Annotated in this window: 11 protein-coding genes; 7 read left to right on the top strand and 4 right to left on the bottom strand. The window is 74.1% G+C overall.

Annotated features, from left to right (window positions below):
• Nucleotides 1-104: 104 nt before the first annotated feature.
• Complete coding sequence (locus AB6L24_RS20355) at nucleotides 105-1,187, top strand: sugar phosphate nucleotidyltransferase (RefSeq protein ID WP_380845167.1); 1,083 nt, start codon at nucleotides 105-107, stop codon at nucleotides 1,185-1,187.
• A gap of 657 nt (nucleotides 1,188-1,844) precedes the next feature.
• Nucleotides 1,845-2,849 carry a DNA-3-methyladenine glycosylase family protein gene (locus AB6L24_RS20350; protein ID WP_405657285.1) on the top strand — a complete coding sequence of 335 codons (1,005 nt, stop codon included), beginning with the start codon at nucleotides 1,845-1,847 and terminating at the stop codon, nucleotides 2,847-2,849.
• A gap of 219 nt (nucleotides 2,850-3,068) precedes the next feature.
• On the opposite strand, the gene AB6L24_RS20345 is transcribed toward AB6L24_RS20350, so the two are convergent.
• The 3 genes from AB6L24_RS20345 to AB6L24_RS20335 form a co-directional block, all read right to left on the bottom strand.
• Nucleotides 3,069-4,523 carry a coenzyme F420-0:L-glutamate ligase gene (locus AB6L24_RS20345; RefSeq protein ID WP_405663172.1) on the bottom strand — a complete coding sequence of 485 codons (1,455 nt, stop codon included), beginning with the start codon at nucleotides 4,521-4,523 and terminating at the stop codon, nucleotides 3,069-3,071.
• Between the two features lie 80 nt (nucleotides 4,524-4,603).
• Nucleotides 4,604-5,560 (bottom strand): 2-phospho-L-lactate transferase, encoded by a 957-nt coding sequence (gene cofD / locus AB6L24_RS20340; RefSeq protein WP_380845161.1) that lies wholly within the window; start codon nucleotides 5,558-5,560, stop codon nucleotides 4,604-4,606.
• A gap of 50 nt (nucleotides 5,561-5,610) precedes the next feature.
• On the bottom strand, nucleotides 5,611-6,114 hold the full coding sequence (locus AB6L24_RS20335) for a cysteine dioxygenase (protein ID WP_405657284.1): 504 nt from the start codon (nucleotides 6,112-6,114) through the stop codon (nucleotides 5,611-5,613).
• Between the two features lie 755 nt (nucleotides 6,115-6,869).
• On the opposite strand from AB6L24_RS20335, the gene AB6L24_RS20330 reads away from it, so the two are divergent.
• The 3 genes from AB6L24_RS20330 (at nucleotide 6,870) to AB6L24_RS20320 (ending at nucleotide 12,689) form a co-directional block, all read left to right on the top strand.
• Nucleotides 6,870-7,133, top strand: coding sequence for a WhiB family transcriptional regulator (locus AB6L24_RS20330; RefSeq protein ID WP_030363272.1), 264 nt, complete (start codon nucleotides 6,870-6,872; stop codon nucleotides 7,131-7,133).
• 259 nt (nucleotides 7,134-7,392) lie between these two features.
• Complete coding sequence (locus AB6L24_RS20325) at nucleotides 7,393-11,208, top strand: glycosyltransferase (RefSeq protein WP_405657283.1); 3,816 nt, start codon at nucleotides 7,393-7,395, stop codon at nucleotides 11,206-11,208.
• The gene (locus AB6L24_RS20320) at nucleotides 11,205-12,689 is read left to right on the top strand and encodes a DUF5719 family protein (protein ID WP_405657281.1); all 1,485 of its coding nucleotides are present in this window, start codon (nucleotides 11,205-11,207) and stop codon (nucleotides 12,687-12,689) included. Before AB6L24_RS20325 ends, AB6L24_RS20320 begins: the two co-directional genes overlap by 4 nt.
• 76 nt (nucleotides 12,690-12,765) lie before the next feature.
• Here AB6L24_RS20320 and AB6L24_RS20315 read toward each other — a convergent pair whose 3' ends face one another.
• Nucleotides 12,766-13,224 carry a metallopeptidase family protein gene (locus AB6L24_RS20315; protein ID WP_405657279.1) on the bottom strand — a complete coding sequence of 153 codons (459 nt, stop codon included), beginning with the start codon at nucleotides 13,222-13,224 and terminating at the stop codon, nucleotides 12,766-12,768.
• A gap of 262 nt (nucleotides 13,225-13,486) precedes the next feature.
• On the opposite strand from AB6L24_RS20315, the gene AB6L24_RS20310 reads away from it, so the two are divergent.
• Complete coding sequence (locus AB6L24_RS20310) at nucleotides 13,487-13,912, top strand: DUF3499 domain-containing protein (RefSeq protein ID WP_030363268.1); 426 nt, start codon at nucleotides 13,487-13,489, stop codon at nucleotides 13,910-13,912.
• Nucleotides 13,913-14,068: 156 nt separating this feature from the next.
• A complete protein-coding gene (locus AB6L24_RS20305) occupies nucleotides 14,069-15,685 on the top strand; it encodes an L-lactate permease (protein WP_405663170.1) in 1,617 nt (538 codons plus the stop codon).
• The last annotated feature ends 45 nt before the right edge of the window (nucleotides 15,686-15,730 follow it).

Below are 15,730 nucleotides of genomic sequence, written 5' to 3'. Positions count from 1 at the left end.
GGGGCCCTGGGGTCCCTCGCCCCGCGGACCGGCTCATCCATCTGCATACACTGGCCGGCCGACACGAAACCTCGGCCGGCCCCAGCAGGAAGCAGAGACGACAGGTGACAGAAGCGATCCTCCTGGTCGGCGGCAAGGGCACCCGGCTGCGTCCGCTCACGGTGAACACACCCAAGCCGATGGTCCCGGCGGCGGGTGTCCCCTTCCTCACCCACCAGCTGGCCCGCGCCCGCGCGGCGGGCGTCGACCACATCGTGCTCGCCACCTCCTACCTCGCGGAGGTGTTCGAGCCGTACTTCGGCGACGGCTCGGCGCTCGGCCTCCACATCGAGTACGTGACCGAGGAGGAACCCCTCGGCACCGGCGGCGCCATCCGCAACGTCGCCTCGCGGCTGCGCTCCGGGCCCGAGGACCCCGTCCTGGTCTTCAACGGCGACATCCTCACCGGCCTGGACATCCGCGCCCTCGTCGCCGAGCACCGGCGCGTCGACGCGGACGTCTCCCTGCACCTCACCAAGGTCGCCGACCCGCGGGCGTACGGCCTGGTCCCCACCGACCCGACCGGGCGCGTCACCGCCTTCCTGGAGAAGCCGCAGACGCCGCAGGAGATCGTCACCGACCAGATCAACGCGGGCGCGTACGTCTTCCGGCGCTCCGTCATCGACACGATCCCCGCGGGGCGGCCCGTCTCCGTCGAACGCGAGACCTTCCCCGACCTGCTCGCCTCCGGAGCCCATCTCCAGGGCATGGTCGACTCCACCTACTGGCTCGACCTCGGCACCCCGCAGGCCTTCGTACGCGGCTCCGCCGACCTCGTCCTCGGCCGCGCGCCGTCCCCCGCCGTGCCCGGGCGCTGCGGCGACCGGCTCGTCCTGCCCTCCGCCCGGGTCGCCTCCGGCGCGAAGCTCACCGGTGGCACGGTGATCGGGGAGGACGCCTTCGTCGGCGAGGGCGCCCGGCTGGTCGGCAGCACGGTCCTCTCCGGCGCGGTCATCGAGCCCGGGGCCGTCATCACCGACTCGCTCATCGGGGCGCGGGCCTCGGTCGGGGCCCGCTCGGTCCTCACCGGGGCGGTCGTCGGAGACGGGGCGTTCGTCGGCGCCGACAACGAACTGCGGGACGGGGTCCGTGTCTGGTGCGAGGCCCGCCTCCCGGCGGGCGCGGTCCGCTTCTCCTCCGACCAGTAGCCGCCGGGCGCGGGCCCCTTCCCACCCACCCGCCCCGACTCGTCCTCCGCCCGGGCAGTCGGCACTGCCTGCCCGCCGACCGCCACCCCGCCACGGCGCTCCGCGCCTCGCCCTCAGTCGCCGGACAGGCTCTCTCCCACCCACCCGCCCAAACCTGCACTCTGCTGCGCAACAGCCCGGCACCCTCAGCCCCGCCGGGCTCACCCTCGCTATCGGCGCTCCGCGCCTCGTCCTCAATCGCCGGACAGGCTCTCTCCCACCCACCCGCCCCCACCATTCGTCCGACCGGGCAGTCGGCACCATCAGGCCCGCCCTACGACACCTCTCCGCCACGCCCCGCGACACCTCTCCGCCTTGCCCCGCGGCACACTTCCGCCCCGCCCCGCAGCACACTTCCGCCCCGTCCCGCGGCACTTTTCCGGCCCGCCCCGCAGCACACTTCCACCCCGCCCCGGGGAAGTTTTCAGCCCGTCGTGGGGGTCCCCCCTGCTCCTTAAGAGCTTGGGGGGAGTTTGAGGACGAGGCCGCAGGCCGATCGGGGGCGGACTGTCCCACCCGCACGGGAAACCCACCCCCGGGGGCCCGGGGCGAAGCCCCGGTTTCGGGAAGGGGCGGGATTGGGGAGCCCCCGGCAGGGACACCACGTACCCTCGACGGATGTCGTCCCGTTTCGTCCCCCACCCCACCCGCACCACCGTGCGCGGCGGCGAAACGACGATCCCCCGAGGCACCCCCCGCCAGAACACCGCAGCGGCAACCCGCACCTGGAAACCCCCGGCCCCCCTGAACCTGAGCCTCACCCTCGGCCCCCTCCGCAGAGGCCCCGCGGACCCCACCTTCCGCACCACCCCCGACGGCTCCGTCTGGCGAGCCACCCGCACCCCCCAGGGCCCGGCCACCCTCCGCGTCGCCCTGCGCACGGGCGAGGCGGAGGCGGAGGCCTGGGGCGAGGGCGCGGACTGGCTGCTCGACCGCCTCCCGGACCTCCTCGGCGCCGCCGACGACCCGACGGCGTTCGTACCCCGCCACCGCCTGGTCGCGCAGACCGAACGCCGCCGCCAGGGCCTCCGCCTGCTCCGCACGGGCCTGGTGATGGAGACCCTGATCCCGTCGATCCTGGAGCAGAAGGTCACGACGGACGAGGCGTACCGCGCCTGGCGCCTCCTCGTCCGCAAGTACGGCGAACCGGCCCCGGGCCCCACCCCCGCCCAGGCCCACATGTACGTGATGCCGGACCCGCGCACGTGGTCACGCGTCCCGTCCTGGGAGTGGCACAAGGCGGGCGTGGACAACAAGCGCGCGTCGACGATCCTGCGCGCGGCCCGGGTGGCCCCCCGTCTGGAGGAGGCCGCGGCGATGGACCCGGTGGCGGCCCGCACCCGCCTCGAACTGATCCCCGGCATCGGCCCCTGGACCTCCGCCGAGACCGTCCAGCGCAGCAACGGCGCCCCCGACGAGGTGACGGTCGGCGACCTCCACCTCCCCGGCATCATCGGCTACGCCCTCGCAGGCGACCGCACAGCCGACGACACCCGCATGCTCGAACTCCTGGCCCCCTACGAGGGCCAACGCCACCGAGCAGCCCGCCTCATCCTCCTCAGCGGCCACACCCCACCCCGCCGCACCCCGAAAATGCCCAAGGCGAACATCGCAGCACTCTGAGCCTCCGAGGCGGCACCTTCAGGCCCGCCTCGGGGCAGTGGTATTCAGCCGGTCCGGCGTTTGAGGACGAGGCGCGGAGCGCCGATTCGAGGGAGGACTGTCCCACCCGCCACGGGACGCCTGCCTACGGGGTCCAGGGGCGCAGCCCCCCACGCGGCGGAGCCGCAAATTGTCACAGCCGGGAAGGGGCGGGACTGGGGCGCCCCCGCGAGGCAACCGCTACCGCACAGCCACGAACCCCTCAACCCCCCGCTCCCCCCGCGGCGCCGCAGGCGAAGCCGCATGCCCCACAGCAACGGCCCCCATCGGATCCCAGTCCCCAGGAAGCTCAAGAGCCCCCCGCACGACATCCCGACAGAACATCGTCGAAGACACCCACGCCGACCCGAGCCGCTCCCCGGCCAGCGCGACCAGGAAGTTCTGCACCCCGGCCCCGGCGGCGACGACGAACATCTCCCGCTCGGCCCCGTCCCGCCGAGCGTCCCCGTAGGTGTGCGCCCCGTCCATGACGAGGCACGGCACCACGAGGTAGGGGGCGTTGCGCAGCACGTCCCCGCGCCGCACCCGCCGCGCGATGGCGTCCTCGGACTTTCCGTCCCGCCGCAGATCGGCGATCCAGGCGTCCCGCATGGCGTCGAGCAGCCGCACCCGCGACTCCTCGGACTCCAGGAGCACGAACCGCCAGGGGGTGGTGTGGTGGGGCGCGGGCGCGATGACGGCGGCGGCGACGGCGCGTCGTACGGCTCCGGGGTCGACGGGCTCGTCGGTGAACTCCCGTACGGTCCGCCGCAGCGACAGCGCCTCGCGCACGGCCTCGGACGTACCGAGCCGGAACATGTCGTCCCGGGCGTCGCGCACGAGAGCCCGAGCCCCGACCTCAACACCCTCGGCCTCGAAGCCGCCCCGCGAACCCTCCGACCCCCCCGAACCCTCCGAACTCCCCGAACTCTCGGGCCCTTCCGATCCCCCCGCACCCGACACAGCCGACACACCCGACGTACCTGCCGCCCCCGCCGCCCCCCGGGTGACCACATGCCCCAGCCCCCGCACAACGGCGACCGGCAGCCCCGCGGTCTTCCCCTTGACGAGGTCCCCGGCGGCAGCCAACTCATCGGCGGTGGCGACGACGGTGGCGACGAGCGGATTCCCGAACGCGTCCGTGCCACCGCGCAGGTCGTCGAGGACCCGCACGCCCGCGGCGCCGATGGCGACGTCGGTGAGCCCGGCCCGCCAGGGCCGTCCGAAGGTGTCGGTGACGATGACGCCGACGTCGACGCCGAGCGCGTCCCGCAGGCCCTGGCGGATGGCGCGGGCGGAGGCGTCGGGGTCCTCGGGGAGCAACAGGACGGTCCCGGCGGGCGTGTTGGAGGCGTCGACGCCGGCGGCGGCCATCACGAGGCCCTGCCGGTTCTCGACGATGCGCAGGGTCCCGCGCCGGGCCACGACGCGTACGGTCTCCGCGTCGATGGCCGCTTCCCGGTCGGCGGCCGCGACGACGCGCCCCTCGGCCTTGCTGACGATCTTCGAGGTGACGAGCACGACGTCCCCGTCGGCGAGCGCGGGCTCGGCGACGGCGATCAGCTTCGCGACGTCGTCACCGCGCCGCACCTCGGGCAGCCCGCCCACGGCCCACACCCGGAACCCGGGCACGTCCCCGGCGGCCGGGGCCCCCACGGCACCCGCCCCTACGGAGCCTGCCGCACCCGCCCCCGCGGAACCCACGGAGCCCGCCGCACCACCCCCGGAGGAACCCCTCACGCCCGCACCTCCTCGGCCAGCGCCAGCGCCTCCCGCGCCATCGCCGTGGTGGCGTCCTCGTCCGTCATGAGCAGGGGGATGGCCCGGCACCGGATCCCGGCGGACTCGACGCGCTCGACGGTGGCCGCGTCCACCGTGTCGACGAGCCAGCCGTCGAGGAGCCCGCTGCCGTAGTGCTCGGCGACGGCGGCGGCCGTGGTCTCCACGCCGACGGCGGCGAGGACCTTGTCGGCCATGCCGCGCACGGGCGCGTCGCCGACGATGGGGGAGAGGCCGACGACGGGGACCCCGGCCTCGGCGATGGCCTCGCGGATGCCGGGCACGGCGAGGATCGTGCCGACGCTCACGACGGGGTTGGACGGCGGGAACAGCACGACGTCGGCCTCGGCGATGGCTTCGAGGACGCCGGGCGCGGGCTTGGCCTGCTCGGCGCCGACGGGCACGATCGCGTGCGCGTCGACGGAGGCGCGCAGCCGCACCCAGTACTCCTGGAAGTGCACGGCCTTGCGCTCGCCGTCGAGCTCGATGCCGACGTGCGTCTCGACGCGGTCGTCGGACATGGGGATGAGCCGCACGCCGGGCTGCCAGCGCTCGCACAGCGCCTCGGTGACGGCGCTGAGCGGATAGCCGGCCGCGAGCATCTGTGTGCGCACGATGTGCGTGGCGAAGTCCCGGTCGCCGAGCCCGAACCAGTCGGGTCCGACGCCGTACGCCCCGAGTTCCTCCTTGACCTTGAAGGTCTCGTCGGCCCGCCCCCAGCCCTGCTCCTCGTTGATGCCGCCCCCGAGCGTGTACATCACCGTGTCCAGGTCGGGGCAGACCTTCAGGCCGAACAGGTGGATGTCGTCACCGGTGTTGCCGATGACCGTGATCGCCGCGTCGGGCGCGGCCTTCTTGAGGCCGCGGAGGAAACGGGCGCCGCCGATGCCGCCGGCCAGAACCACAATGCGCATGCGCCCAGCATCGCAGGCGGGTACGACATCGTGTCAGGCGGTCACGGGATTCAGGCGGTCACGGGATCGTGCGGCGCGCGGGCCTCGCACCGGGCGGTGTGCATCGGCATCTCGGTGAGTCCGGGGTAGTACACGTGCAGGCTGACGGCCGGTTCCAGGGAGTCGTTGACGACCTCGTGGACGTACCCGGGCGCGAAGACGCGCTGCGCGCCGGAGCCCAGGGCGCGGGTGCCGCGCTCCGTACGCTCCGTCAGTTCGCCCTCAAGGACGGTCAGTACGCCGCTGGAGCGCCCGTGGTCGTGGGATCCGCTGCCCTGTCCGGGCACCCACGACAGGAGCCACACCTCGTAGCCGGGCCCGGTGCGCAGGCGGTGGTACCAGCGGGTGGCGGCGTCGTACTGGACGAGGTGGGCCCACTGGGAGCGGTCGGCGGCGATGCCGCGGGCGAGGCCCGCGAACTCGGCGACGGTGACGGGGTGCTCGCGCGCGGGCTGGAGGAGGTGCGGGACTTCGAGGATGTCGCCGGCGATCTGGAGGTCGCTGTCGCTGTTCATGGTGCGGTGGTTCCTCAACGTATGAGTGCTGGGGTGTCGCAGGATGGGGTCGTACGAAGCCGTGCGTTTCGGGCGAGCTGTACGAAGCGGTACGACGCGGTGCGAGAAGGTCGTACGAGGGGGAGTGGCTCAACAGCCGGAGGCGTGCCTCAACAGCTGGAACAGATGCCCGTACAGCGACAGCGCGCGGGGGCAGCACCGGAAGACCCGCCAGTGCGGGTCACGGGAAGCGCCAAGTTCGCGAGCATGCCCACCAGGACAGCGGCTCACACCCTTGGTGTCAACTCGACGTCCGAATTGTGGACAATGTTTCACCTCATCCGGTTCCCCTGAGCGGCGAAAGGTTTGTGCAGTCGCCCCTGGGACACATGCCGCATCAACCAGCGCTCGCGGGCGCGTCAACCGGCGCGTCAACCGGCGCTCGTCCGCCGTTGTGATCCTGTGATCCGAATGTGATCCGGTTCGCTTCGGTTTCGTCCGATGCAACGGGAGTGGGTGCCGTGGCGTCCCTGTCGTTGAGGTCACTGAGTGCCCATGACAGGGCGGGCGGTGGATCGGCCGCTGGCAAGTGTCACGTTTTAGGTAGATTTGAACACTTTCCGCAAAGCCTTGGTTCCGCAGAGTGAATAAGGGGCCCAATAGCAGATCTCGGCTTGACTGGCCCGGATCGGCACACTTGTAATTTCACTCGTGTCGTTCAGCCGAAATCGGTAACGGCAGCACCACGGGGACGCGAAGACAGACGAGGGGCGCACATGACCGAGCTGGTTCAGGAACTGCTGGTCGAGGACGCGGACGAAGAAATCGGCTGGCAGGAGCGCGCACTCTGCGCCCAGACCGACCCCGAGTCCTTTTTTCCCGAGAAGGGCGGCTCCACGCGCGAGGCCAAGAAGGTCTGTCTCGCCTGCGAGGTCCGCTCCGAATGCCTTGAGTACGCGCTTGCGAACGACGAACGCTTCGGCATCTGGGGCGGCCTCTCGGAACGCGAACGCCGCCGCCTGAAGAAGGCGGCCGTCTAGCCCGGTGGCCGTCCGCCCCCGCCCCGGGGCCGTACGACCGCCGGCGCCCGATCCTCCGCATTGCCCCCTTCGAGCGGCACTCATACCCCTTGTCGCCGCTCGTCGCCGCACAACGAACAGCCCGTCGCCCAAGGGTTATCCACAGGCGGCGGGCTGTTGTGGTGCCAGCCGTTAGTGTGGGGCCCCGTCCGAGACGCCGCAGCGCCCCCACGGGGCGCGGGCGTCCACCGCAGTCCAGCGAACCGGGGCCCGTACCTCGATGTCCGTGCACAGCCACCCGGCAGCCCACGAAGGCGCTGCCGCCGGGTTCGACCCGTCCCGCGCGGCCGGCTTCGACCCGGCAAGCCCACCCGAGTTCCCGCGGCATGTCGTCACCGCCGTGCTCGTCTCCCACGACGGCGCCCGCTGGCTGCCCGACGCCGTCGCCGGACTCCTCGGCCAGGACCGCCCCGTGCAGAACGCGATCGCGGCCGACACCGGCAGCGCCGACGACTCCGCGCGCCTGCTCACCGAGGCCCTCGGCCCCGACCGCGTGCTGCACCTGGCCCGCCGCTCCGGCTTCGGCACCGCCGTCGACGAGGCGGTCCGCACGGCACCCGTGCTCACCCCCGAGGACCTGCCGTACCTCAAGCGCCCCAGCGGCTGGGACCCGGTGAGCCGCAGCTGGCGCGACGAGACGTACGACATGCCGGAGCTGCCGCACGGCGAGCCCGAGCAGTGGCTGTGGCTCCTGCACGACGACTGCGCGCCCGAGCCCGGCGCCCTCGCCGAGATGCTGCGCGCCGTCGAGAACGAACGCGAGCTCGGCCAGGACACCCAGGACATCGCGATCGTCGGCCCCAAGCTCCGCGGCTGGTACGACCGCAGGCAGCTGCTCGAGGTCGGCGTCTCCATCGCCCACTCCGGCCGCCGCTGGACCGGCCTCGACCGGCGCGAGCAGGACCAGGGCCAGCACGACCACGTGCGGCCCGTCCTCGCCGTGTCCACCGCCGGGATGCTCATCCGGCGCGAGGTCTTCGAGCAGCTCGGCGGCTTCGACCGGCGCCTGCCCCTGATGCGCGACGACGTCGACCTGTGCTGGCGCGCGCACACCGCGGGACTGCGCGTCCTGGTCGCCCCCGACGCCGTCGTGCGGCACGCCGAGGCCTCCTCGCGCGAGCGCCGCACCGTCGACTGCGTGGGCCGCACGGCCACCTCGCCGCACCGCGTGGACAAGGCCGGCGCGGCGTACACCCTCCTCGTGAACTCCCGCACGGCGGTGCTGCCCTGGGTCGTCGTGCGGCTCGTCGTCGGCACGGTCCTGCGCACCCTCGCCTACCTGCTCGGCAAGGCCCCCGGGCAGGCGCTCGACGAGGTCGCCGGGCTCTTCGGCACCCTGCTGCGGCCCGAGCGGATCCTCGCCGGACGCAGGAAGCGCGGCAAGCCGGTCGTCGAGGCGAGCGAGACCCGGCCGCTGTTCCCGCCGCCCGGCGCCACGGTCCGCGCCACCGTCGAGCAGGTCGCGAGCAACCTGGTCGGCCGCTCCGACCCCGAGGTCTCCGCCGCCGGACGGCACGGCGCCGTCGAGTCGGGACCCGGCGGCGACGACGCCGACTTCCTGGAGATCGAGCAGTTCGCCAGGGTCAAGCGCGTCGCCCGCAAGCCCGGGCCCGTGCTCTTCGTGGTGCTGCTCTTCGTCTCGCTCATCGCCTGCCGTGCCCTGCTCGGCGGCGGCGCGCTCGCGGGCGGAGCGCTGCTCCCCGCGCCCGCCGACGCCTCCGGGCTGTGGTCGCGGTTCCTGGACGGCTGGCATCCGGTGGGCGTCGGCGGCACCGAGACCGCGCCGCCCTACCTGGCGTTCCTCGGCCTCCTCTCCACCCTCCTGCTCGGCTCCAGCGGCCTCGCCGTCACGGTGCTCCTGGTCGGCTCCGTGCCCCTCGCGGGCTTCACGGCGTACTTCGCGTCCCGGCCGCTGGTCCAGTCCCGCCTCCTGCGCGCGTGGGCGTCCGTCGCGTACGCCTTCCTGCCCGCCGCCACGGGCGCGCTCGCGGGCGGGCGCATCGGCACCGCCGTCCTCGCGATCCTGCTGCCGCTCATCGCCCGCGCGGCCGTCTCGGCCGGCGGCCTCGCCGCGACCGACGGCGCCCGCGGCAGCTGGCGCGCCACCTGGGCGTACGCGCTCCTGCTCACTGTCACGACCGCCTTCACGCCGATCGTGTGGCCCATCGCGCTCGTCCTCGGCCTCGCGCTGCTCGCGGTGCGCCGCCGTGACCTCGCCGCGTACGGCCCCCGGTTCCTCGCCGCGCTCGGCACACCCCTGCTCGTGCTCGCGCCCTGGTCGCTCTCGCTGCTGCCGTTCGGCTTCTTCAAGGAGGCCGGGCTCGAGTACGGCACGGGGGCCGCGTCGGCGCTCGACCTGCTCGGCGCCAGCCCCGGCGGGCCCGGCACCGTCAGCGGGCTGCTGCTCATCGGCGTCGTCCTCGCCGCGCTCGGCGCCCTGCTGCGCGGCCAGCGGCAGGCGGCGATCCGCACGGCCTGGGCCGTCGCCCTGGTGGCGCTGGTCTTCGCGGCCCTGTCGAACGGCTCGGCGTGGGCGGGCCCGGCCACGCTCGCGTACGGCATCGCGCTGCTCGCCGCCGCCGCGCTCGGCGCCGACGGGGCCCGCGCGCGGGTCGCCGAGCAGAGCTTCGGCTGGCGGCAGCCGGTGGCCGCGCTCATCGCCTTCGCCGCGGCCGCGGGCCCGCTGCTCGCCGCCGCCGGGTGGATGATCGGCGGCGCCGACGGCCCCCTGGAGCGGCGCGACCCGGTGCAGGTGCCCGCGTTCGTCGCCGAGGAGAGCGGCACCCAGGACCAGGCCCGCACCCTCGTCCTGGACAGCTCCACGGCCGCCGAGGTGTCGTACACCCTCGTCCGCGGCTCCGGCGCCCGCCTGGGCGACGCCGAACTCGCCGCGGCCGACGGCACCCACGAGCGCCTCGACCGGATCGTCGGCCGCCTCCTCGCGGGCTCCGGCGCCGACCAGGCCGACCAGCTCGGCGGCTACGCCGTGCGGTACGTCCTCGTCCGCGACGGCGCCCCCCGCCAGCTGAGCCGCACCCTCGACACCACCCCCGGCCTGACCCGGCTCAGCCAGGAGGACGGCAGCGCCCTGTGGCGCGTGGACCGGCAGGTCGCCCGCGCCGCCATCGTGCCGAGGACCGGCGACCCGGAGCCGGTGGCCGCGGGCCCCGTCGAGCTGCACACCCGCATCCCCGCGGGCAAGGAGGGCCGCGTCCTGCGCCTCGCCGACTCGGCCGACCCGGGCTGGACGGCCACCCTGGACGGCCGCGCGCTGACCCGGACGACGGTCGACGGCTGGGCGCAGGGCTTCGAGCTGCCCCCGACCGCCGGCCGCCTCGACGTCACGTACGAGCCGACGGCGGGACACACGGGCTGGCTGTGGGCGCAGGGCGCGCTCGCCGTGGTCCTGGTGGTCCTCGCGCTGCCCGGGCGGCGCAGGGACGTCGACGACGACCTGCCCGAGGAGCCCGTGCTTCCCGCCCAGGCGGTCACGGGCGAGGGCCGCAGGGCGCGCAGGCTGCGGGCCCAGGGCGAGGGCGCCCCCGACGGCCCTGACGGCACCGACGGCACTGGTGGCGCTGGCGCCGGGGCTCCGGGGCAGGAGGGCCTGGGCGGCGTCCCGCCCCAGCACACCCCGGAGCAGGCTTCCGGGTACGACGGGTGGCAGACCCCCGCCCCCGCGGGCGCCGACCACGGCGCGTACGGCGGCGAACAGGCCTACCAGGGCGGGCGGTACGGCTCCTACGAGCAGCCGTACCAGGCCGATCCCTACCAGGCGGGCCCCGGCGCCGCGCCCGGCGGCCAGTACGACCCGTACGCCTACGGCGGGTCCTACGGAGGCGATCAGCCGGGCTACGGACAGACGTACGACCCGGCGGGCGGCACCGGGAGCGTCCCCGGGCCGGCCGACCCCGCCGATCCCGCGGACCCCGGCTACGGCCGGCAGCTCCCGCCGCTGCCCCCGCAGTCCCCGCCGATGCCGCCGCGGCCCCCGCGCGGCCCCGACAGTGAGCGTCCCGACGGGAGCCAGCAGTGAACCGCACCACCGTGTCCCTGATCGCCGCGACCGCCGCCCTGGCCGCCGTCACCGGCTTCGCCTCGGTCAACGCCCCCGACGGCGGCGACGACGCGGCGAAGACCGCGAAGCGGCTGCCCGTGGAGCGCACCAGCCTGCTGTGCCCCGAGCCCAGCACGTCCGACCTCGCGGAGACGAGCTACACCGCCTTCACGCCCTCCTCCGAGGGCGCGGGGAGCGGCGGCAAGGCCGAACTCCTGCCGGCCCCCAAGGTCCTGACGGACACCGCCAAGAAACGCACGAAGGGCCTCAAGCCGTTCCTGACCCAGAAGTCCCCGGGCAAGCCCGTGACGGGCGAGGAGTCGGGCGCCGAGGCGCCCGCGCTGGTGGGCAGCGCCGACGGCGCCCTCGCGCCGGGCTGGACCGTCCAGCAGACCACCACGGTCAGCGCGGGCTCGGGTCGCGGCGTCCAGGGCGCCAACTGCGTCGCCCCCGACACCGAGTTCTGGTTCCCGGGCGCCAGCACCGCCAAGGGCCGCAGCGACTACATCCACCTGACCAACCCGGACGACTCGGCGGCCGTCGTGGACGTCGAGCTGTACGGCCGCGACGGGAGCATCAAGGCCGACGTCGGCCAGTCCATCCAGATCCAGCCGCACTCCAGCGTCCCCGTGCTGCTGTCCACGCTCACCGGCAAGCCGTACACGAACATCACGATGCACGTCGCCGCGCGCAGCGGGCGCGTGGCCGCGGCCGTGCACTCCTCGGACGACAAGCTCGGCGGCGACTGGCTGCCCGCCTCCACCGACCCCGCCCCCAGCCTGGTCATGCCCGGCATCCCCAAGGACGCCACGTCGGTGCGCCTGGTCGCCTTCGCGCCCGGCTCCGACGACGCGGACCTGAAGGTGCGCCTGGCCTCGCCGACGGGCGCGATCACCCCGGCGGGGCACGAGACGCTGCACGTGAAGTCCGGCATGACGGCCGCCGTCGACCTGGGCGACGTCACCAGGGGGGAGGCCGGTTCGCTGCTCCTGACGCCCACCGAGGACGCGGTGCCGGTGGTCGCGGGTCTGCGCGTCACCCGCGGCAAGGGCGACAAGCAGGAGACGGCGTTCATCCCGGCGACGAGCGCCGTCGGCGCCCGCGCCACGGTCGCCGACAACCGCGCCAAGGGCTCCACGCTCTCCCTGGTGGCCCCCGGGGAGACGGGCCGCGTGAAGGTGACGGCGTCGGCGGGCTCGGAGGCGGGGGAGCCCGTCTCGAAGACGTACACGGTCAAGGGCGGTACGACCCTCGCGGTCGACCCGCCGGTCCCGTCCGGCCTCAAGGGGTCCTACGCCCTCACCCTGGAGACCGGGTCCGGCGGCCCCGTGCACGCCGCCCGGATGCTGGAGCTCCCGGAGAACGGCATCCCCATGTTCACGATCCAGACAGTGCCGGACGACCGGGGGATGGTGGCCGTCCCGAAGGCCGAGCAGGACCTCGAAGTGCTGCAGAAGTGAGGGCGGGGGGCCGGGGGTGCGCGGCCCGGGGCCGGGGCGGCGCGGCCGGGGCTCGGGGCTCCTCGCGGGCCCCGGTCTACTCCTCGCCGTAGCGCGGGTCCACGGACTCCGGCGAGAGGCCGAGCAGCTCCGCCACCTGCTCCACGACGACCTCGTGGACCAGCGCGGCCCGCTCGTCGCGGCCCTTGGTGCGGATCTCGACCGGCCGCCGGTAGATGACGACCCGCGCGGGCCGTCCTTCGGAGGCCGAGATCGTCCCGCCGAGCGGCACCGTCCCGGCAGCCCACTCCTCGTCACCGGCGTCACCGCCGATGGTCGGCGGTACGTCGAGCACCAGGAAGTCGATCTCGGTGAGCTGCGGCCAGCGCCGCTCGAGGCGCTCCACGGAGTCCTGCACGAGGTCCGTGAACGCCTCCGCGCGGCTGGCGGAGAGCGGCACCTGGGGAGGCGCCACGGGGCCGCGCATGCCCCTGCCGTGACGGTCGCGTCGGCGGGGCCTCGGCTCACTGGAGCGGGGTTGTACGGGGTCGTCCATCACTGGGGAAGCGTAGTCCTCGAGATCGCCCTTTCCGCACGGAGCACGGCATGTCGCTTCCTGACCATTCCAGCCAAGCTTGGGCTCGATTGCGTATCTCTCCGGGACCGTCGATCTCGCGACGATTGGCCGCATTTGTACCGAGTGGTGACCGCGTTCAACACCGCAGGCCCCTCTGGTCCCTTGCGTCTTTGCAGGTCAACGGCGCGCCCGCGGGGAGCCCTGTGCGCGGGATCACAGCACGACACGGGGGAGTGACCTCATGGAGAGTCGTCGCGGCCCGCTCAAGAGTGCGGTACCGTCCAACGTCGTGAGCCCTGTACGTCGCTGTTCGCGCACCGCTTGCGGCCGTCCCGCCGTCGCGACGCTGACGTACGTCTACGCCGACTCGACCGCGGTCCTCGGCCCCCTCGCCACGTACGCCGAACCCCACTGCTACGACCTGTGCGCCGAGCACTCCGAGCGCCTCACCGCGCCGCGCGGCTGGGAGGTCGTCCGCCTCGCCGACGGCTCAGGACCGGCCCGGCCCAGCGGCGACGACCTGGAAGCGCTCGCCAACGCCGTGCGGGAGGCGGCGCGGCCGCAGGAGCGGGCCGCGGGAGCCGGTGGGGGCGGGGCGCGCTCGGCCGACCCGATGGAGGTCGGACGCCGGGGGCACCTGCGGGTGCTGCGCTCGCCGGAGTCCTGAAGCGCCTCTCCGTGGAAGGCTGTTCTCCGTAGACGGGCGTTATTCACCCTTGAACAACCCGCCCCGCACGCCCCATTGACGTGACGTTGGCGCGGACACGACCATTCCCCCCAGTTGCGAGAGATCGCATTCCGCATCGCGGAACCGGGAGGCGTGGTGTACGTCCAGGAACTGGAGCCCGTGGCCGACTCGCTCGGCCTGTCCGCCCTCGTCGCGACCCTGCCCCTGCTCACCGTCCTCGTCCTGCTCGGCGCTGTCCGCATGAAGGCCCACCGCGCGGGACTCATCGGCCTCGCGGTCGCCGCAGCCGTCGCCTGGCTCGCCTACGGCATGCCGCTCGGCCAGACCGCGTCCAGCGCCGCCCAGGGAGCCGTCTTCGGGCTCTTCCCCATCCTGTGGATCGTCGTCAACGCCCTGTGGGTGTACCGGATGACCGTCCGCACCCGGCACTTCGACATCCTGCGCCGCTCCTTCGGACGACTCTCCGACGACCCGCGCATCCAGGCGCTCGTGGTCGCCTTCTGCTTCGGCGCGCTTCTGGAAGCGCTCGCGGGCTTCGGCGCGCCCGTCGCGATCTGCTCGGTGATGCTGGTCGCGCTCGGCTTCGACCCGGTGCGCGCCGCCGTCGTCGCCCTCGTCGCCAACACCGCGCCAGTGGCCTTCGGCGCCATGGGCACCCCCGTCGTGACGCTCGCCCAGGTCACCGGCATCCCGCTGGACACCGTCGCCACCGTCGTCGGCCGCCAGACCCCGCTGCTCGCCCTCGTCGTACCGCTGCTCCTGGTCGCCCTCGTGGACGGCCGCCGGGGTCTGCGCGAGACCTGGATGCCCGCCGCGGCCTGCGGATTCGCCTTCGCCGCCGCCCAGTTCGCGGCCTCCAACTACGTCTCCGCGCAACTGGCCGACATCGGTGCCGCCTTGGCGGGCGCGGGCGCCCTCGTCGCCGTCCCCGGCGCCCGCAAGCCGGCCGCCGAGCCCGTCCGCGCCGCCGTCCTGACCGGCGCCCGCAGCACCGACCTGGACCACGACGACCCGCGCCCCGACGTGCTGCGCGCCTACGCCCCGTACGCCCTCATCGTCGCGATCTTCTCCGTCGCCCAGATCCCGCCCGTGAAGGACTTCCTCGCCGAGGCGACCCGCACCTTCGACTGGCCCTTCCTGAACGTCGGCGACCCGGCGGGCGACCCCGTCGGCGGGAACGTCTTCTCGCTGCCGGTCGTTTCCACCGGTGGCACGCTCGTGCTCCTCGCGGGCGTCGGCACGGCGGCCGTCCTTCGCGTCCCCGCGCGCGTGGCGGCGCGCGAGTGGCTGGCGACCGTGCACGAACTGCGGTTCGCGATCCTCACCGTGACGAGCGTGCTCGGGCTCGCGTACGTCATGAACCTGTCCGGACAGGCCGCCACCATCGGGCACTTCGTGGCCGACGCGGGCGCGGGCCTCGCCTTCCTCTCGCCGGTGCTCGGCTGGTTCGGCGTCGCCGTGTCCGGATCCGACACCTCCGCCAACGCGCTGTTCGGCTCGCTCCAGGTGACGGCCGCCGAGCAGTCGGGCCTCTCGCCCGAACTCCTCGCCGCCGCGAACAGCTCGGGCGGCGTCCTCGGCAAGATGATCTCCCCGCAGAACCTGACGATCGCCTGCGCGGCCGTCGGGCTCGCGGGCAAGGAGGGCGACCTGCTGCGCAAGGTGCTGCCCTGGAGCATCGGGCTGCTCCTGGTGATGTGCCTCATCGTGGTCGGGCAGAGCACCGCGGTCCTCGGGTGGATGCTGCCCTGACGCGGCTTCCGACTCGGCGGTGCGGGTAGTTTGTTGCCACCGACG

This window comes from Streptomyces sp. RK9, from assembly GCF_045070545.1.
In the GTDB taxonomy this organism is placed as follows: Bacteria; Actinomycetota; Actinomycetes; order Streptomycetales; family Streptomycetaceae; genus Streptomyces; species Streptomyces alboflavus.
Note: the sequence above shows the minus strand (reverse complement) of the source record. Positions and strands in the feature narration are given on the sequence as shown.

Bases quoted from the DNA above. Each gene is read 5' to 3' on its own strand.
- AB6L24_RS20350 (WP_405657285.1), top strand. From the start codon at position 1,845: ATGTCGTCCCGTTTCGTCCCCCACCCCACCCGCACCACCGTGCGCGGC.
- cofD (WP_380845161.1), bottom strand. From the start codon at position 5,560: ATGCGCATTGTGGTTCTGGCCGGCGGCATCGGCGGCGCCCGTTTCCTC.
- AB6L24_RS20335 (WP_405657284.1), bottom strand. From the start codon at position 6,114: ATGAACAGCGACAGCGACCTCCAGATCGCCGGCGACATCCTCGAAGTC.
- AB6L24_RS20330 (WP_030363272.1), top strand. From the start codon at position 6,870: ATGACCGAGCTGGTTCAGGAACTGCTGGTCGAGGACGCGGACGAAGAA.
- AB6L24_RS20325 (WP_405657283.1), top strand. From the start codon at position 7,393: ATGTCCGTGCACAGCCACCCGGCAGCCCACGAAGGCGCTGCCGCCGGG.
- AB6L24_RS20315 (WP_405657279.1), bottom strand. From the start codon at position 13,224: ATGGACGACCCCGTACAACCCCGCTCCAGTGAGCCGAGGCCCCGCCGA.
- AB6L24_RS20310 (WP_030363268.1), top strand. From the start codon at position 13,487: ATGGAGAGTCGTCGCGGCCCGCTCAAGAGTGCGGTACCGTCCAACGTC.